Raw genomic sequence first — 18,465 nt, forward strand, 5'->3', positions numbered from 1 at the left:
GGGGGTCTCTGCGCGCCATGATACCTGAAGTCGGGGTCGGGAAAAGGCGTAGAGCGACGCTTTTCAGATGTTTTTTCACTCATTTATGGCGAGTTAACGGCAGAAAACATTGAGTTTACCGGGGAGATACAGCCCGTTAATAATCCATTACCTTGCCGATGAATTTATTAACTTTTAAATAACATGGCCGCAGGAAGGCGGCCATGGAAAAATCAGCCTTACAGCTTGCGCTTGATATAGTCTGAAATGCGCGTGATAACGCCTGCCTCTTCTATCGGCTGCAGCGCCACCAGCGGGTAGCTGGCCAGCTGCTTATCGCCCTCAACCAGTTGAATAGTGCCGACCTGCTCGTGCAGCTTAATCGGTGCTTCCAGATCCTTGCGGTCGATGACGTACTTGGCTTTGACCTTCTGCACTGCATCGCGTGGCAGGGTAAGATAGACGTCATTTTCACTGCCCAGAGAAATGCGGTGCGGGTTGCCGTACCAGACATTTTCATGGCCAATCTCTTTGCCCGCGTGGAACAGCTGGACGGTATCGAAATTGCTCTGGCCCCAGATCAGCAGTTTGCGCGCCTGCTCTTCACGCCCTTTCGGGCTTTTACCCCCCATCACCACGGCAATAAGGCGGCGCTGACCGTCCACGCTGGAGGCAATGATATTAAAGCCGGCGCTTTCGGTGTGGCCGGTCTTCAGCCCGTCGACGTGCAGGGTTTTGTCCCACAGCAGGCCGTTGCGGTTCTGCTGGGTAATGCCGTTCCAGGTGAGCGACTTCTCGCTGTACATTTGGTAGAAGTCCGGCTCGCCGCTGATGATCGCCCGTGACAGCTTCGCCAGGTCGCGCGCGGTGGTGAACTGGCCCGGTGCATCAAGCCCGTGAACGGTTTCAAAGTGGGTATTAGCCAGGCCAAGCTTTTCAACATACTGATTCATCATGGTGACAAAGTTTGCCTCGCTGCCCGCCACATAATCGGCGAGCGCCACGCAGGCATCATTGCCCGAATCGATAATCACGCCGCGGCTTAAATCGCGCACCGAGACCTTCTCCCCCGGCTTAAGGAACATCAGCGAAGAACCTTTAAATACCGGGTTGCCTGCTCCCCAGGCATCCTGCCCGACGGTGACCATGTCATCACGGCTAATCCGCTTTTTATCAATAGCGCGGTCAACCACATAGCCGGTCATCAGCTTGGTCAGGCTGGCCGGATTGCGGCGCTCATCCGGGTTGCCGGAGGTGAGGATCTGCCCGGTAGTGGCATCCATCAGTACCCAGGAAGCGGCATCAATCGCCGGGGCAGTCATTGGGAACGCCAGTGCGTCAACGCCCGGGTTGTTTTCGGCATGGGCTACGGTACTCAGGGCCATAACCACGGTTAAACTTGCAAGCTGACGCTTTTTCAACACTCAATCCTCAATACGGTAACAGATAAAAAAACTGCGCATGTTGTACGGGATCCTTTGGCATTTTGTGTGAATAAATTGCAAGAAAATATGAATAAATCAGCCGATTAAGCGATGAAAGTCGGGTCTCATTTCCGATAAAATTTTAACCGGGTCGGGCATCTGCCGCGCAAAAAGTGCCGGGCCGTCTAAACTTAAGCTGCTCTACTCACCCACTAACAGGAGTTATGGATATGGGACTGCTTGATTTCGTTAAAGAGGCCGGAAGCAAAATTATCGAGGCCTTCTCCGGCAATGCACACGCGCAGGCGACTGCAATTGAAGATGACCTGAAAAAATCGGGGATCCCCGGTGCTGATAAGGTCAAGGTTGAGGTCAATGGTGACAAGGTCGTGGTTACCGGTGATGGCCTGACGCAGGAGGAGAAAGAGAAGATCATTGTCGCCGCCGGCAACGTGAAGGGTATCAGCAGCGTAGATGACAAGATTACCGTCACCTCGGTAGCCGTTGAGGCCAGATTCTATACCGTTGTTTCCGGTGATACCCTGAGTGCCATCGCCAAGAAAGAGTATGGCAACGCCAACGACTACAATAAAATTTTCGAAGCCAATAAGCCGATGCTGAGCCATCCGGACAAGATCTACCCGGGCCAGAAGCTGCGCATACCGCAGTAATCCTGCGCGTGACCTTACCTGACCGGCGAAATGCCGGTTTTTTTTCGTCTGACACCGCTGCTGCGACGCTTCAGCCTGTAGGGGATATGGTTTACCATAAGGCATATCACTAAAACGCATCGCTCAGGAGAGAGCTCAGGATGAAGGTAGAGGGATTTTCCCGCCAGACTCAATGCTGCGTTTTCAGGAAGTTAATTATTAAGTGGACCGCCATAACATCATGAAAAACGCCACCAGCCAGCCCACCTTCCTCTTCCACGACTACGAAACGGCACGCTGAATCCTTGTAACTACTGCTATCCAACAAAGTAAACTCATTTTTTGCACGTATTTCTTTACACACCTTGCTTTCTGGCATCAAATGACCGGCCAGTTGAAATCGTGATGCTTCGTTATTTTCAGCACCACAGTGCCGATCACAATGACTTCACTCAGCGAGTAGCCTTCCTTCGCGTCGCCGTCCGGTGCCACTGCGCAGTCAATGGCGTACTGCCGGCCGCCGAACTCAGTTAGGGATGTTGCTGATGTGTGCGGTATGAAAATAGGGTTCAGGCATATGCCGTCTTCAATGTAATCCGTGGCCAGGGATGGAAAGCCCATTAGAAGCCTCTATTGTTCGGATTGAACAGCAGGACGTCCGGCGCTCGCCCTCTTCTGTCGATACACCTATGAACGTGCTCTGGTAGTGCTCTATCCAGCGATTTCCTCTGCCAGCGGCCAGTCATAGTTAACCAGCTTTAGCGCCGCGACAAAGTCAGCTGTCGTCACTGTGAGCAGCCAATTAGCCGCTACTGTATACTGACCCGGAACCCTGCAGGGATCTCGTCTCTTTTGCCCATGGTCACCCCTGCTCTGTTTGGACATACAGTGTTATTAAATCGACTGGCGGGAATGATCAACCGGGTGGAGCGGGGATCTTTGTCAGGATGATGATATCTAAGTGCATTTTTTGAGTCCACCTTTACAGTTTCTTGATGAATTCCTGACAGATGTTAAACTATCCACCATCAATGAATCGACACTGTCGTCGGAAAATATGAACAATAGAATAAACTCAATTCACTATCTTCGTGGCATTGCCGCACTTTTGGTTGTCTGCTTTCACTCAAAACAGTTTTTGAATGGAGTTTTGGGAGTTAAGGATTTAGGGAACTATTTATTCTTAAATGGACAGTTTGGAGTAGACTTGTTCTTTGTAATTAGCGGATTTATCATTGCATTCTCAACTCATTCAAAAGAGAGATCAAAGATAAGCTCATTTGTTACTAGGAGATTTTTCAGGATCTACCCTGTTTTTATTGTATCTTTATTAATATGCTACTTGGTGGTTACCCCTGCCAGGGAGATTGACATTTTATCCTTGGTTAGGTCTGCTTTTCTGATTCACACAGATTACACATTGCACGGGCCGTTTTTTGGGTACAGCATATTATATACCGCGTGGACACTTACGTATGAAATTTACTTCTATGCTTTATTTGTTGTTGCAATGTGGATAAGCCACAGAAACAGAATTTTAATTTCTACAAGCTTAATAATATTACCGCTAATTATCATTCAGCTTTTTTATAACGAAAGAGTATCTCTATCAGGTTCGATGTCACTAAATGGAACCAGCCTTCCTTTCTTGAACTTTGTTGCATCACCGATGATGATTGAATTTATCTATGGAATGTTAATATATGAGACACTTAAAAGATTAAGGAGCGACAAATATTCTGGCTTCATACTATTCATGTGTGTGTCATTTGTTTTCGTATGCTACTTTAGCAACTACATGATAGGACCCGGCCCATTAAATTATGGAACTTGGGGCGTGCTGATTATTTTTAGTCTAATTACATACGAGCAAAGTAACACCCTAGGACAAAGCAGAATTTTGAATGCATTAGGTGATATATCCTATTCAATGTACTTGATGCACGTAATTGTTATTTATGTCATGATTTATTACCCCGAACACGTACCGATGTATGAGAGCACTAGTGGTTTCTCACGATTTTCCTATATGGTTCTGGCTTCTATAGCTGCATCGTGGTTAACTTTTGAATATATAGAGAAGCCATTCATGTCAATTGGAAAAAGATTGATAAAAAGAGGCCATAATTCGCTACCATCTAGTAATTCACTCTAATGCAGTGCCGTCTGTAGCTGAAGTTGGGGCAGCGCCTCTTTTTTATCCTGAGGCCTGTCCCGTCACCCCATAGTCTTACAGATCCAATCCTTAAAAAAAACCTCCATTCCAGATGCCTGGTATGCTGATGCATTCAGTTTTTCTTGGCTCACGTGTTGCTGATGAAAAATTTTTAGTTTATGAATCTTTACGGAACAAGATGAGCTTTGATGTAGCCAGATTTACAAACATGCCGGCAACACTCCCTGCAGCCACTCCGATTACGGGGTAATCGATAACAACGCTGTACACAGAAATCAGCCAACTATACACACCGTAGTTTACCGCTCCTCCACCGAGCATGAGAATCAAATATGTTAGAAACTCATTACGTGGTTTCATGTTGGAGCTTTTACCATTGAAGGTTATTCTTCTGTTAAAGCCCCATGTAAACGCAACTGCAGTAAGAAAAGAGAAGCATCTTGCGATATATGGTCCAAGACTTCCTATGAAAATATAGAGAACCGCCGTATCTACCAGAAACCCAAGGGCGCCGCTTATCGCAAAAAATAATGCCTCTCTCAGCGCTTTCATCATTTATCTTTTCTCATGGAAGGAAGTGGTATTCCGAGGTATACCAGTCTCTTCATTTCATGTCGCCCTCTTGTAACATTATCTAGGATTAATCCACACACGAATGAAAGCGCTGCGGCTATCATAATTGATGCTGCCAGCACTGCTGTAGGAAGGCGAGGAACAAGACCGTCTTTAAGGAATTCTGTCAGAAGAGGAAACCCTAGGATGACAGATATCATAGCCATTACCAGAGCGCATATACCAAAGAAGGCAAATGGCCTTTCCGTGATGTATAGCCTTGCGATCATCTTCAGAATCCTGAGTCCATCACGGTATGTGGAAAGCTTGCTGACTGAACCCTCTGGACGCACACCGTATGCGGTCATTACCTCTCCGTATGGCATGCGAAGCTCAAGTGCGTGAACGGTGAGTTCTGTTTCGATTTCGAAGCCACGCGAAATGGCGGGGAATGATTTCACATACCTGCGTGTAAATGCCCGGTACCCGGATAGCATGTCATTAAAGTTACCGCCAAATATCTTCACAACGCTGTGGGTGAGCATATAGTTCCCCCACTGGTGCCCACGTCGGTAAGCCTCTCCAGAAATCTCTTCTTTAGTTTTTCTGCAACCAACAACCATGTCGAGATGGTTGTCCAAGAGCTGGTCAACCAGTGAGCGAACCGCACCTGCTTCATACGTTGCATCACCATCCACCATAACGTAGATATCAGCTTCAACATCAGCAAACATGCGTCTTACTACGTTTCCTTTGCCTGGCAAGCTAACTGATATAACCTTGGCTCCCGACTCTGCGGCAACCTGAGAGGTGTGATCGCTTGAGTTGTTATCAAAAACGTAGATATCAATCTCAGGCATAGCCTCCCTAAACTCCCGCACCACTGATTCTATTGCTGACTCTTCGTTGTAGCATGGGACTATTAATGCAACGTGCTGTCCACGATATTGCATACTAACCTCGATTAATTATTTCTAGTTTTGATAGATAGTAAAATAAACGGAACGCTAACTGACGTCGCCATAATAGACCAGTAGGCGTACCTGAAATCAGATGCTACACCTACAAAGAAATACGCAAACAGATAAAGGAAGCTTGATGTATTCAATGCAATGATTAAATTTCTTGCTTCTCCTTTGCAGGCTAACAAACCATACAAAGAGAAAACCAATGACACTATTAACCAGAACCCAGGCTTAAATAAAGGGGAGTCGCGAAGGGAATCAGTTAACCCTTGCAAACCATTAAAGGCTGCGGTCTTTTTGTATTCGAAGCCTAATGAGTTCTTGGCCGTTCTATCCTCAAGAATCCCACCAGGCTCCCACAGGAGATTCATGAAGTTTTCATATCGGTGGTGCAGGTATGCAGTTGGTTGTTGGTACATAGCTTCTAGCCAGTTACCCATCAAAGAACCATCCCCCCAAGAGCCCGACGCAACAAGTTTTTTCAAAACAAAACCACAAGGACCCCATGCATAGCTGTTCCAGGAGCGTGAATCGTAGCACTCATTTCTTACCTTGCTGTCTTCCTCGGTATTCCATTCTTCTTTGAAGTAGTTTCTGTTTGAGAAATGCGATACGCCGCCAATATCAAAAACTGTCAGAGACTGATATGCCTTCGATTTTGAAGCGCTTAGAATCTTGTAATTGAAAAATGAGGTTATAAGTACTGTACATAGTGGGAATAACACAAATATAAACGCCACCTTTTTCCACTCTCGCGTCTTTACGCCTGCAACCAGTAGCCATGCCAGAGGAATAAGACCGAATATGGCGTTGAATCTAAACATGCTACCCAGCACCAGAAGAATGCCAGCAAGTATAAGTGCTTTCCTTTTCCCTGATTCATTCCTGTTGCTCACTGCAACCAAACCAACTGCCAGAAGCCATGTTACAGCATGGAAAACATCTTTAAGTATGTGGCTTAGAGTGCCCAAGGCGAAAGGCATAAACCCGACAACAATAACCGACAAAGAGATAGTTTTTTGTTTTGCAGGGATAGAAGCGGACAGCAGTAATAGCGATCCCCAATACATAAGGCATTCCAAGAGGAGCATACCAAATGGGCCTGGTATTGCCTTATCTGTCATGGACCAGATGAAGCTCATTACAGGTGGATGCCAGTCGGTGAATATAAATCTTGAGCCTTGCTGGTACTGGTCCAGTGCGTCACTGCTGACAATGCCAGGATAAAACGCCCAAAGCGTTACAATCAGACCTAACAACGACAACAAAACCTGAGGGGTGGCGCTCTTGAAATCTATCCTTGCAATTGACATTGAGTAATCTAATTTTGAGTTTTTTCTGAGAATTTAGGGAAGGGATTTTTACACATGAGGTGTGGGCAGGCAAGATCTTTGGGGGTAATTAGACTGATGAGAAGGCCGCCTAAGCGGCTGTGGTTTAGTTACAGTGCAATGCCATCACAAACGCTCAAGGGTCTGTTCCTCGCTTGATACGAAGACCTGTCCCATAATGCCACAGCACTACTGCTCCTATCCTCATTAACCCGCCATTCCCGTTTCCAAGGAAGTTTAACACTGATTCCATCCCTGATCGGCGTAGATGATAGTTTGTTACCCTATATAATTACCTAATGACGAAGGTCCAGTTGACTTAAACCCAATATGCGTACTCGAGAGGTGTTGTCAGTTTGCAAGGGAATCTATGCCGAACTAGCGACAGCTATGAATAATTCGTTAATAGTTACCTGTGAGTTTCATGACACTGTTAATGCATTAACGCCTTAAAGGTTGACGGTCTGGGAAGCCTGTAGGCCACTGAAGGATACTTGACTGTTTACTACTTTTGCCAGCCTTCCATCTCTAGAAACAACAGTTAGATTTTCAGTGCCATAGGAGTTGATGTTTACTCTATTGCATCTCGTCATCATGAATGGACTGACCCACGACAGTAGACAAATTCTGTCCTCACGACGAGACCTGTTCAAAGGCCCCCGGACTAACGCCGGCGAGATGACTGTGGCGCCGGGACCGGTTATAGAAGACTTCAATGTAATCGAAGATATCGGCCCGGGCCAGATCCCGGATTTTATGGATGCGTTTTCTGATCCGTTCTTTTTTCAGTGAACTGAAGAACAATTCAGCCACCGCATTATCCTAGCAGTTGTCACGCCGGCTCATGCTTGGGGACAGGTTATTGGCCCGGCAGAAGCGCTGCCAGTCGTCACTGCCGTACTCGCTGCCCTGATCTGAGTGCACGAAAACCTTGCTGTCGGGTTTACGTCGCCAGACCGCCATCATCAGCGCATCCAGCAACAGTCGTACTCTTATCGCCAGATTCGCTCTCGAAGTAGAAGCGCGGGTCTTTCCTGCTGTCATACATCACACGAAGATCGGTGGTCGTCGCTCTGACATTCTATAGCCTCACTGCTGGGTTTCTGCCAAGGCCTAGCCTATGGGCTTTCCCGCCCCACCTGTATCAATACTGAAAGGTGATAATACCCTTCGGAGATATGCGAATGCCAAGACCATAAGCGTCTACTACTTCAGGACTTCCCGAATATGGTTTACCATGTACGGAGCGGAGTTTAGTGCCGCTGAGGGCCATAATATTTTTTTCCACACGTGGTTTCAGTGATTCTGTACCAACTATGTACACAATATTGAATGGATTAATGCAAACCACAATGAAGATGAATGAACAGATGTGGACAAAGTAGGGTTTAGAAGTTGAGTTGAGCACTACCTTTTCAGCGATTTAATCAATAGAAGTGAACAGAGAAAAATAGTGAAAAACGCCACCAGCCAGCCCACCTTCCTTTTTCACGATTACGAAACCTTTGGTAAAAGCCCATCGCTGGACCGTCCTGCGCAGTTTGCCGGCATCCGTACCGATATGGATTTTAACATCATTGGCGAGCCGGAGGTGTTTTACTGCCAGCCTGCGGATGACTATCTGCCGCAGCCGGAAGCGGTAATGATCACCGGGATTACCCCGCAGATTGCCCGCGCCCGTGGGGTGCCGGAAGTGGAGTTTACCCGCCGCATCCACCAGCTGTTCAGCGAGCCGAACACCTGCGTGGTGGGGTACAACAACGTGCGTTTTGACGACGAAGTCAGCCGTAACCTGTTTTATCGCAACTTTTACGACCCTTACGCGTGGAGCTGGCAGCACGGTAACAGCCGCTGGGATCTGCTGGACGTGATGCGAGCCTGCTATGCCCTGCGCCCGGACGGGATTGCGTGGCCGGAAAATGAGGATGGCTTCCCCAGCTTCCGCCTTGAGCACCTGACCAAAGCCAACGGCGTGGCCCATGACAACGCCCATGATGCGATGTCGGACGTTTATGCCACCATTGCCATGGCCAGGCTGGTCAAAGAGAAGCAGCCGCGCCTGTATGACTTCCTGTTCAGCCACCGCAATAAGCAGAAGATCACCGCGCTGGTCGATATTCCGCAGATGAAACCGCTGGTGCATATTTCCGGCATGTTTGGCGCGGCGCGCGGCAATACCAGCTGGATCGCCCCGCTCGCCTGGCACCCGGAAAACCGTAATGCGCTGATTACCTGCGATCTCGGCGGTAATATGTCGCCGCTGCTGGAGCTGGACGCCGACGCGCTGCGCGAACGCCTGTATACCCGCCGCGACGAGCTGGGAGATGCCTTCCCGGTGCCGCTTAAACTGGTGCATATTAATAAATGCCCGGTGGTTGCCCCGGCGAATACCCTGCGCCCGGAAGATGCCGAGCGCATCGGCATTGACCGCCAGCGCTGCCTGGATAATCTCGCCCTGCTGCGTCAGCATCCGGAGGTGCGCGAAAAAGTGGTGGCGCTGTTTGCGGAAGCCGAACCCTTTACCCCGTCGGAGGATGTCGATGCGCAGATCTATAACGGCTTCTTCAGCGATGCCGATCGCAACGCGATGAATATACTTCGCCAGACTGCCGCGGAAAATCTGCCGGCGCTGGATCTGAGCTTTAACGATGCGCGTATTGATAAGCTGCTGTTCCGCTACCGCGCGCGCAACTTCTTCGGCACGCTGGATGACGCCGAGCAGAAGCGCTGGCTGCAGCACCGCCGTGAGATGCTGAACCCTGAGCGGGTGCAAAGCTATGTGCAGGAGCTGGAGATGCTGTTTAATCAGTACGAAGGGGAGCAGGAGAAGCTGGATCAGCTGAAGGCGTTGTTCGAGTATGCGCGGGAGTTGGTGTCCTGATATCACAAGGGCTGACCGAAAAAGAGGGTCAGCCCCTACAAAATAGTTCGAGTATGCGCGGGAGTTAGTGTCCTGAAATGACAAGGGCTGACCGAAAAGAGGGTCAGCCCCTACAAAAATGGCTCTGAATCACCCGCAGGGGGCGACCATGTGTACCGGTCGCCCCGCATCGGGAATTACAGCCCTTCTTCGCTCCACTGCGGCACCGGGTTACGGAAGCTGCGGGTGACGAACGCCAGGTAGACCAGGCCGATTGCGGCCCACACCAGCCCCAGCACCATCGAGCTCTCTTCCAGGTTCGCCCACAGAGCACCTACGGTCAGTGCGCCAAGCAGCGGCAGGATCAGGAACTTGAAGTTGTCTTTCAGAGTCTTATTGCGCTTCTCACGGATCCAGAACTGCGAGATCACCGACAGGTTAACGAAGGTAAACGCCACCAGCGCACCGAAGTTAATCAGTGCCGTAGCGGTCACCAGGTCGAAGGAGATCGACGACAGGGCAATCGCGCCAACCAGCAGCACGTTCAGCGCCGGGGTGCGCCACTTCGGATGGATATAGCCGAAGAAACGCTCCGGGAACACGCCGTCACGGCCCATCACGTACATCAGACGCGACACGCCCGCATGGGCTGCCATGCCGGATGCCAGCACGGTGACGCAGGAGAAGATCAGGATGCCGAACTGGAAGGCTTTACCCGCCACGTACAGCATAATTTCCGGCTGCGACGCGTCCGGATCTTTGAAGCGTGAGATATCCGGGAAGTACAGCTGCAGGAAATAGGAGACCACGACAAAGATCACGCCGCCAATCAGTGCGGTAAGGAAAATCGCTTTCGGGATCACGCGCTCTGCGTCTTTGGTCTCTTCCGACAGTGAGCTGATACCGTCAAAGCCAAGGAACGAGAAGCAGAGTATCGTCGCCCCGGTGATCATCGGCACCACATGAGCATTCTCAGACCAGAATGGTTTACTGCTGACCAGCGTCCCGGCACCTTCGCCGTGCGCCACGCCATACACCACCATCCCCATGATCACCACCATCACCGCCACCTGCAGCACCACGATCACGCTGTTAAAGTTGGCTACGGTTTTGATGCCTTTGAGGTTGGAGAGCGTCATAAAGCCCACCAGCAGTACCACAAAGATCCACGATGGAATGCCGGGAACTAAAGCTTCCCAGTAAATTTTCGCCAGCAGAATGTTGATCATCGGCATAAACAGATAATCAAGCAGCGAAGACCAGCCGACCATAAAGCCGACGTGCGGGCTGATGGCTTTCTGCGCATAGGTATAGGCCGAACCCGCAGACGGGAAACGGCGCACCAGCTGGCCGTAGCTCAGCGCGGTAAACAGAATAGCAATCAGCGCGAATGCGTATGCGGTCGCGACGTGGCCGTCAGTCAGACCGGAAACAATGCCGAAAGTATCGAACAGTGTCATCGGCTGCATATAAGCCAGACCCATCATAACAACAGGCAGTAACGTCAGCGTTTTTTTCAGATGTGCACGCGGCTGTGCGGCTGGAGTAGCGGTACTATGCGACATGGTTCAGCCTCCCCATAGCGTCAACCTTTCTGGGTTGAACCACAGGGAAACTTCGCATTATGCGAGAGCTTTTCGAAAGAGGATTCATGGAACGACAGGCAGGCGTGAAGGTGTAACCTGCTGTGGCGCCGTAGTCATCGCGCTGGCGAATCCCAGCCGATACCGGAGTAAGAAGATGTTGCCCCATGTTTGTTTCCTCAATGTACACGTCACCGTGTTTTTAAAAGCGTATATCCATCCGGTTCTGGACCGGCCTCATTAGAATGCGAAAGTCCTGCGCTTTGCATACAGATAAAAAAATACCGCCGCCGGGGTAAATCCAGCGTCGGTTTTATGTTGCAAATTGCAAGGCGCATATTTTGCACCATAACAAAGCAGTATGACAAGTGTTGGAGACCTTCTCTTACATATTTTTGCCTGAAAAGAGCGGGCGAGGCGTGCCTCGCCGCTGCGCGCTTAGGCGTTTTTCAGCATCCAGTCGATTTCGGTGGCGGTAACCAGGCGCTCAAAGTGCATCAGTTCGTGATGCTTGCAGCTGTGCCAGACAAAACCGAAGCGCTTGCCGAGCAGTTTCTGCAGGGCATGATTCTGCTCAAACTCGTACAGCGCATCACTCTGGCGGATCGGCAGCGGGTTGCCCTCGGCCTCGTGGCCGTTGCCTTTTACCGCGGGCGGCAGCGGCAGCTGATTATCGATGCCGTGCAGGATCCCGGCGAGAATGGCCGCCATCACCAGATAAGGATTGGCGTCGGCCCCCGCTACGCGATACTCCACGCGGTGATTATCACTATCGCCACAGGGAATGCGCAGCGCGACGGTGCGGTTATTGTGCCCCCAGGAAGCCTGAAGCGGGACGAAAGCATCCGGCAGAAAGCGGCGGTAGGCGTTGACGTTAGGGGCCAGCAGCGCCATCGAAGCGGGCATCAGGTCGATCATCCCGGCCAGCGCTCGCTTCAGCAGCGGCGAGTCGCTGCCGTCATCGCAGGCAAAAGCATTGTGGTCGGCGGCATCCAGCATGCTGATATGCACGTGCATGCCGCTGCCCGCGTACTCCTCATACGGCTTCGCCATAAAGGTGGCGTTCATGCCGTGCTGCTCGGCCACCTGGCGCACCAGGCGTTTCAGCTGCACGGCATGGTCGCAGGCGCTTAATACGTTGCGGGTGTGGTGCAGGTTAATCTCAAACTGGCCTGGCGAAGCCTCCGCCAGCGCCCCGTCGGCGGGGATGCCCTGCTGACGGGCAATCGAGTCAATATCCCCCAATACCTCAGAGAAGTGGTCAAGATTGTCGACGGAGTAAACCTGGCTTTGCATATTACGTTCGTCGCTACCCGGCGCGCACGGCGGCTGGATATAGCCCTCTGCATCGCGCTGCTTATCGACCAGATAGAACTCCAGCTCTACCGCTACCACCGGGAACAGTCCTCGGTTGCGCAGCTGTTGCCACAGCTGATTGAGGACATTACGGGGTTCAACGTCAAAGGGAGTGCCATCTTGATTGCACATGGTCAGCAGAAGCTGTGCCAGATGTTGCGGGTCAGCCGCAGAGGGGATGAGAGTGCCGTCAACCGGCATGCAGATATTATCAGGTTCGCCCAGCGCCTGACCGAGCCCCGCCTCTTCCACCGTATTGCCCAGAATGTCCATGGCGAACACCGAAGCCGGGAAGTAGCAGCCTTTGTCGAGCTTAAGCAGGCTGGCGATGGGAATGCGCTTACCGCGAAAAACACCGTTTAAATCATTAAGCAGAATATCGACGTACTGAGTTTCAGGATGGCGTTCCAGATAAGCTTTCACTTCATTCCGGAACGCGCTGGTTCGTTTCTCTTCACTGTGCCTCGTGAAGTCTTCCACTTCGACGATATTGGTCATGATGCACCTGCCCGCATGAGGTTTATGGAGTCGGTGCCCGCTCAAAATAACGGCCACTCCCTTAACATAGCGTCAACATAAAAAGTGTGCAAATGTTACTGATAGCTTTATTTTTGCCCGCATTGCGTTTGAATATTCATCAACTGATTGCTAGATTGAAAATATATTGCACACTTTTGCGTCATTCTGCGCGATACCGGCTGATATTTTTAACAGTACCACGGGAGGGGAATGGGCATTATTTTTGACAAGCCTTTGATTGGCGTAGTGATGTGTCAGAACGGAAATTGGCGGGCACCCCACGCAGATGGTGCATAACAAATATCTGGAAGCGGTACTTGGCGCTGGCGGTGTGCCGTTGGCCCTGCCCCACGGGCTGATGTCGGCCCCTCATCTATTAGAAAATGCTATGGCTGTCCTCGACGGCATTCTGCTTACCGGCAGCCCGAGCAATATCGAACCGCACCACTACGGCGAGCCGGGGGACGAGCCGCTGGCCGATCCGGGGCGCGACCGTCTCTCTTTTGCGCTGATAGATTACGCTCTGGAGCAGCAGCTGCCGCTGCTGGCGATCTGCCGCGGCCTGCAGGAGCTGGTGGTCGCTAGCGGCGGTAAGCTGCATCGCCAGCTGCATCAGATCCCCGGCCTGCAGGAACATCGGGAGGATGAAGCGCTAACGCTGGATGAGCAGTACGCTCCGGCCCACGAGGTGTGGCTGGAACCCGGCGGGCTGCTGGCCCCACTGGTCAATTACGCTGAGAAATTTTGGGTCAACTCGCTGCATGGTCAGGGCATTCGCGAAACGGGCAGCGCGCTGCGGGTTGAAGCGCGTGCCGCAGATGGTTTAATCGAAGCCGTCAGCCATCGCCAGCATCCCTTCGCACTGGCGGTGCAGTGGCACCCGGAATGGCACAGTGACAGCTCCGCGCTCTCGCGCCAGCTGTTTGATGGGTTTATTCACGCCTGTCAGCAGTTTCAGAAAGGATCGCGGCTGTGAGCGAAACCCTGCTGGCACCGGGAAGGCGCCTGGCGGAAATCCGCCAGCAGATGGGCCTGTCTCAGCGGCGCGTCGCCGAGCTTTCCGGCCTGACGCACAGCGCCATCAGCACCATTGAGCAGGACAAGGTCAGCCCGGCCGTCAGCACCCTGCAAAAACTGCTGAAGGTTTACGGCCTGTCGCTGTCCGAATTTTTTGCCGAGAAGGTGCAGGATGAGCCGCCGAAAGTGGTGATCGATGCGCACGAGCTGATCGATATTGGCAGCCAGGGCGTTTCACTGCGGCTAATCCACAACGGTAATCCGCAGCGCACGCTGGCGATGCTGCTGGAGACCTATGAACCCGGCGCGACCACCGGTGAAAAAATTCGTCATCAGGGCGAAGAGACCGGCACGCTGCTGGAGGGGGAGATCATCCTGACCATCAGCGGTCAGAGTTACCCGCTGCGCGCCGGGCAGAGCTACGTGATTAATACCAGCCACCCGCACAGCTTTACCAATACGTCGACCCGGCCCTGCCGCATTATCAGCGCACATACGCCGGCCACGTTTTAACAGGGAGACTGCATGGAACATATCAACAGCTACTATTCGGCAACCACCAATGCACACGATCCCTGGCCACGGCTCGAAGGGGCAATAGAGTGCGATGTTTGCGTGATTGGCGGCGGCTTTACCGGGCTGTCGTCCGCGCTGTTTCTCACCGAGGCGGGATACGACGTGGTGCTGCTGGAAGCCGCGCGCGTCGGGTTTGGCGCCAGCGGGCGCAACGGCGGCCAGGTGGTGAACTCCTACAGTCGCGACGTTGATGTGATTGAGCAGCGCTACGGCAAAGAGACCGCGCGCCTGCTCGGCAGCATGATGTTCGAGGGGGCAGCGATTATCCGTGACCGCATCGACCGCTACGCCATCCGTTGTGATTACCGCCCCGGCGGTATTTTTGCCGCGTTAAACAACCGACAAATGCAGCACCTTAGCAGCCAGCACAAGCTGTGGCAGCGCTACGGCAATCATGACCTTGAACTGCTCGACCAGACCGGTATTCGCCGGGAAGTGGGCAGCGATCGTTATGTCGGTGGCCTGTTGGACAAGCGCGGCGGCCATATTCACCCGCTCAATCTGGCGCTGGGTGAAGCCGAAGCCATTCGTCGCCACGGCGGGCGCATCTATGAGAACTCGGCGGTCACCGCGGTGAACTACGGCAACCCGCATCTGATCCGCACGGAGCAGGGCGAAGTGAAAGCCCGCTTTGTGATTTTTGCCGGCAATGCCTATCTGGCCCCGCATCTGGAACCCCGGCTGGCGAACAAAAGCCTGCCCTGCGGCTCGCAGATTGTCGCCACCGAGCCGCTGTCTGCGGACCAGGCGCTATCGCTGCTGCCGAACAACTGCTGCGTCGAGGACTGTAACTACCTGCTGGACTACTTCCGCCTGACCGCCGATAACCGCCTGCTGTACGGCGGCGGGGTAATCTACGGCGCGCGCGATCCGGGCGATATTGATGCCCTGATCCGCCCGAAGCTGCTGAAAACCTTCCCGCAGCTGGCAGGGGTAAAATTTGACTTTGCGTGGAGCGGCAATTTTCTGTTGACCCTGTCGCGCATGCCGCAGTTCGGACGGCTGGAGAGCGGCGTTTACTATATGCAGGGTGACAGCGGGCACGGCGTTACCTGCACCCACCTGGCCGGGAAATTGATTGCAGAGGCGATGCGCGGCGATGCGGAGCGCTTTGATGCCTTTGCCAAACTGCCGCATCTGCCCTTCCCGGGCGGACGGCGGCTGCGCGTGCCGCTAACCGCAATAGGTGCCGCATGGTATGCGTTGCGCGACAGGCTGGGGGTTTAAGGGGCAACGTGGAAGTTTATGGGTCGATCGGAAAAGAAGATCGACCCCTACGGTTTGGAACCCGATCGCCTGTAGGGGCTGACCCTCTTTTCCGGTCAGCCCGTTGTTTTCAGTCAGCCCGTAATTTTACGCTAACGGCATCTTGTTCGGGTCGGGGTAGCGGTACTCGAAGCCCAGCTCGCGGCAAATTTTACTGCCGTCGATCAGCTTGCCGCTGTTACCGCTGTCATTCGCGAGGAAGGTAGGAGGTTGCAGCCCCAGCTGGCGTGCCACCTGCGGATAAAACTGCGCACGCGCCGGGTGCTGCGCTGCGCTGAGGTTGTAAATGTGCCCGCCCTTCGGCGTTTGCAGCAGCAGCGTAATCGCCTCGATCACATCTTCCAGATGCACCAGGTTAACGCCCTGTGATCCGTTCGCCAGCTCGGTTTTTCCGGCGAGGAAACGCCCCGGATGGCGGTTAGGTCCCACCAGCCCGGCGAGGCGCAAAATATCGACCGAAGTATTAGGCAGATGGTGCAGCCAGCTCTCCAGATCCCGCAGGGTACGCCCGGCGATACTCACCGGCTCAAGCGGCGAACTCTCTTTGGTCATGCCGACGCTGTCGCCGTAGACAGAAGTGGAGCTGGTGAAAATAATGCGCGGTACGCTATATGCCAGCGCGCTGTCGACCAGCTGCTGCACCGCCAACTGATAACTCTCCCCGCCGGAGGCGGTACGGCTGGCCGGTAGCGTGATCACCAGCGCGTCTACATGGCTGAGCAGAGACTCCAGATCCTCCGACTCGCAGATGAGCTCCGGCGTCAATTCCAGCAGATAGCTGTCGATACCGCTCATCCGTGCCGCCTCCACCCCGTCCTGCGTGGTTTTCGTGCCGGTCACCTGCCAGCCAGCCGCCGTCAGCGACATGGCCAGCGGCATGCCCAACCACCCCAGCCCGACTATCGCAACTTTTTTCATCCTTTTACTCCTGTGAACTCACACCGTCAGAGTTTCAGGCTACGCCAGCCTTATGCCAGTGACAACAGCCCGTTGATAAGAGAATCTTTCAACATTAACAAAAAAGGGTTGCGCCACGCGCCTATTCTGGTTAGGTTATTTGTCACGATATGAATATCCATTCATCCAAGAGAATTTTATGACACGCGTTCAGTTCAATCACCATCATCACCATCACCCTGACTAGTCTTTCAGGCGATGTGTGCTGGAAGACGATCAGGATCTTCCAGTGGTGCAGAACGCAAAATCAGCCCCCGGAAGATCGCCTTCCGGGGGCTTTTTTTTTGGCCCGGTGCAATTGAAACGCTGACATAGTGAACTTAAGCAGACAGGAAAAGAGGATTATCCCCGATGTTAGATAACACCCGTTTACGCATAGCTATGCAGAAATCAGGCCGTTTAAGCGATGAATCACGCGAACTGCTCGCGCGCTGCGGCATCAAAATTAATCTGCAACAGCAGCGCCTGATCGCGTTCGCCGAGAACATGCCGATTGATATTCTGCGCGTGCGCGATGACGATATCCCGGGCCTGGTGATGGACGGTGTGGTTGACCTCGGCATCATTGGTGAAAACGTGCTGGAAGAAGAGCTGCTGACCCGTCGTGCTCAGGGCGAAGACCCGCGCTATTTCACCCTGCGCCGTCTGGACTTCGGCGGCTGCCGCCTGTCGCTGGCGATGTCGGTTGATGACGAATATACCGGCCCGCAGTGTTTACAAAACTCACGCATTGCCACCTCTTACCCGCACCTGCTGAAAAAGTACCTCGACAAGCAGGGCGTCAGCTTCAAATCCTGCCTGCTGAACGGTTCCGTTGAAGTGGCTCCGCGCGCCGGTCTGGCCGATGCCATCTGTGACCTGGTGTCAACCGGCGCCACGCTGGAAGCCAACGGTCTGCGCGAAGTGGAAGTCATTTACCGCTCGAAGGCCTGCCTGATCCAGCGCGATGGCGAAATGCCGGCTGCCAAGCAGGAGCTGATCGACAAACTAATGACGCGTATTCAGGGCGTGATCCAGGCGCGTGAATCGAAGTACATCATGCTGCACGCGCCGGGCGAACGTCTGGAAGACATCATTGCCCTGCTGCCGGGGGCCGAGCGCCCTACCGTACTGCCGCTGGCGGGTGATAAGAGCCGCGTGGCGATGCACATGGTCAGCAGCGAAACGCTGTTCTGGGAAACCATGGAAAAACTCAAAGCCCTGGGTGCCAGCTCGATTCTGGTGCTGCCGATTGAGAAGATGATGGAGTAATTC

Annotated in this window: 15 protein-coding genes, 3 pseudogenes and 1 other annotated feature; of the genes and pseudogenes, 8 read left to right on the top strand and 10 right to left on the bottom strand. The window is 52.8% G+C overall.

Going from position 1 to position 18,465, the window contains the following annotated elements; translation table 11 throughout:
* Positions 1-218: 218 nt before the first annotated feature.
* The gene (gene dacD / locus ACLI4M_RS01225; protein WP_208864879.1) at positions 219-1,400 is read right to left on the bottom strand and encodes a serine-type D-Ala-D-Ala carboxypeptidase DacD; all 1,182 of its coding nucleotides are present in this window, start codon (positions 1,398-1,400) and stop codon (positions 219-221) included.
* A gap of 233 nt (positions 1,401-1,633) precedes the next feature.
* Here dacD and lysM point away from each other — a divergent pair, with 233 nt between their 5' ends.
* Complete coding sequence (lysM, locus tag ACLI4M_RS01230; RefSeq protein ID WP_048915610.1) at positions 1,634-2,074, top strand: peptidoglycan-binding protein LysM; 441 nt, start codon at positions 1,634-1,636, stop codon at positions 2,072-2,074.
* Positions 2,075-2,431: 357 nt separating this feature from the next.
* Here the strand turns inward: lysM and ACLI4M_RS01235 are convergent, their stop codons facing one another.
* Positions 2,432-2,674, bottom strand: coding sequence for a hypothetical protein (locus ACLI4M_RS01235; RefSeq protein WP_133623325.1), 243 nt, complete (start codon positions 2,672-2,674; stop codon positions 2,432-2,434).
* A 436-nt stretch (positions 2,675-3,110) separates the two neighbouring features.
* Between ACLI4M_RS01235 and ACLI4M_RS01240 the strand changes: the two genes are divergently transcribed.
* Positions 3,111-4,208: an acyltransferase family protein gene (locus ACLI4M_RS01240; protein ID WP_133623324.1), complete on the top strand. Its 1,098-nt coding sequence runs from the start codon at positions 3,111-3,113 to the stop codon at positions 4,206-4,208.
* A gap of 177 nt (positions 4,209-4,385) precedes the next feature.
* Here the strand turns inward: ACLI4M_RS01240 and ACLI4M_RS01245 are convergent, their stop codons facing one another.
* The 5 genes and pseudogenes from ACLI4M_RS01245 to ACLI4M_RS01265 form a co-directional block, all read right to left on the bottom strand.
* Positions 4,386-4,784: a GtrA family protein gene (locus tag ACLI4M_RS01245; protein ID WP_133623323.1), complete on the bottom strand. Its 399-nt coding sequence runs from the start codon at positions 4,782-4,784 to the stop codon at positions 4,386-4,388.
* Positions 4,781-5,734: a glycosyltransferase gene (locus ACLI4M_RS01250; protein WP_133623322.1), complete on the bottom strand. Its 954-nt coding sequence runs from the start codon at positions 5,732-5,734 to the stop codon at positions 4,781-4,783. Before ACLI4M_RS01250 ends, ACLI4M_RS01245 begins: the two co-directional genes overlap by 4 nt.
* Positions 5,735-5,745: 11 nt before the next feature.
* Positions 5,746-7,059 carry a hypothetical protein gene (locus ACLI4M_RS01255; RefSeq protein WP_133623321.1) on the bottom strand — a complete coding sequence of 438 codons (1,314 nt, stop codon included), beginning with the start codon at positions 7,057-7,059 and terminating at the stop codon, positions 5,746-5,748.
* 651 nt (positions 7,060-7,710) lie between these two features.
* Positions 7,711-8,061, bottom strand: a pseudogene (locus tag ACLI4M_RS01260) (IS3 family transposase); the annotation flags it as partial.
* A pseudogene (locus ACLI4M_RS01265) lies at positions 8,042-8,350 on the bottom strand (Arm DNA-binding domain-containing protein); the annotation flags it as partial. The pseudogenes ACLI4M_RS01265 and ACLI4M_RS01260, both read right to left, overlap by 20 nt.
* 180 nt (positions 8,351-8,530) lie before the next feature.
* On the opposite strand from ACLI4M_RS01265, the gene sbcB reads away from it, so the two are divergent.
* The gene (gene sbcB, locus ACLI4M_RS01270; RefSeq protein ID WP_133623320.1) at positions 8,531-9,958 is read left to right on the top strand and encodes an exodeoxyribonuclease I; all 1,428 of its coding nucleotides are present in this window, start codon (positions 8,531-8,533) and stop codon (positions 9,956-9,958) included.
* Between the two features lie 176 nt (positions 9,959-10,134).
* On the opposite strand, the gene ACLI4M_RS01275 is transcribed toward sbcB, so the two are convergent.
* Both ACLI4M_RS01275 and ACLI4M_RS01280 read right to left on the bottom strand, forming a co-directional pair.
* On the bottom strand, positions 10,135-11,502 hold the full coding sequence (locus ACLI4M_RS01275) for an amino acid permease (protein WP_133623319.1): 1,368 nt from the start codon (positions 11,500-11,502) through the stop codon (positions 10,135-10,137).
* A gap of 456 nt (positions 11,503-11,958) precedes the next feature.
* Complete coding sequence (locus ACLI4M_RS01280) at positions 11,959-13,377, bottom strand: glutamine synthetase family protein (RefSeq protein WP_208864910.1); 1,419 nt, start codon at positions 13,375-13,377, stop codon at positions 11,959-11,961.
* Between the two features lie 228 nt (positions 13,378-13,605).
* On the opposite strand from ACLI4M_RS01280, the pseudogene puuD reads away from it, so the two are divergent.
* From puuD to ACLI4M_RS01295, 3 genes and pseudogenes are all read left to right on the top strand, one after another.
* Positions 13,606-14,371, top strand: a pseudogene (gene puuD, locus ACLI4M_RS01285) (gamma-glutamyl-gamma-aminobutyrate hydrolase).
* On the top strand, positions 14,368-14,925 hold the full coding sequence (puuR, locus tag ACLI4M_RS01290; RefSeq protein ID WP_133623316.1) for an HTH-type transcriptional regulator PuuR: 558 nt from the start codon (positions 14,368-14,370) through the stop codon (positions 14,923-14,925). The pseudogene puuD and the gene puuR overlap by 4 nt, the downstream one beginning before the upstream one ends.
* Positions 14,926-14,937: 12 nt before the next feature.
* Positions 14,938-16,215 (top strand): NAD(P)/FAD-dependent oxidoreductase, encoded by a 1,278-nt coding sequence (locus ACLI4M_RS01295; protein WP_133623315.1) that lies wholly within the window; start codon positions 14,938-14,940, stop codon positions 16,213-16,215.
* A 126-nt stretch (positions 16,216-16,341) separates the two neighbouring features.
* On the opposite strand, the gene ACLI4M_RS01300 is transcribed toward ACLI4M_RS01295, so the two are convergent.
* Positions 16,342-17,172: an SDR family oxidoreductase gene (locus ACLI4M_RS01300; RefSeq protein ID WP_133623314.1), complete on the bottom strand. Its 831-nt coding sequence runs from the start codon at positions 17,170-17,172 to the stop codon at positions 16,342-16,344.
* A 178-nt stretch (positions 17,173-17,350) separates the two neighbouring features.
* Here ACLI4M_RS01300 and hisL point away from each other — a divergent pair, with 178 nt between their 5' ends.
* Both hisL and hisG read left to right on the top strand, forming a co-directional pair.
* Entirely contained in the window at positions 17,351-17,398 is a 48-nt protein-coding gene (gene hisL / locus ACLI4M_RS01305; protein ID WP_100396937.1) for a his operon leader peptide, read from the top strand.
* Positions 17,374-17,496 (top strand) — a sequence feature (His leader region). (Overlaps the previous gene by 25 nt.)
* A 66-nt stretch (positions 17,497-17,562) precedes the next feature.
* Positions 17,563-18,462, top strand: a complete 900-nt coding sequence (hisG, locus tag ACLI4M_RS01310; protein ID WP_048915602.1) for an ATP phosphoribosyltransferase — start codon at positions 17,563-17,565, stop codon at positions 18,460-18,462.
* Positions 18,463-18,465 lie beyond the last annotated feature (3 nt).

The organism is Erwinia sp. LJJL01, assembly GCF_047300805.2.
Classification (GTDB): Bacteria; Pseudomonadota; Gammaproteobacteria; order Enterobacterales; family Enterobacteriaceae; genus Erwinia; species Erwinia aphidicola.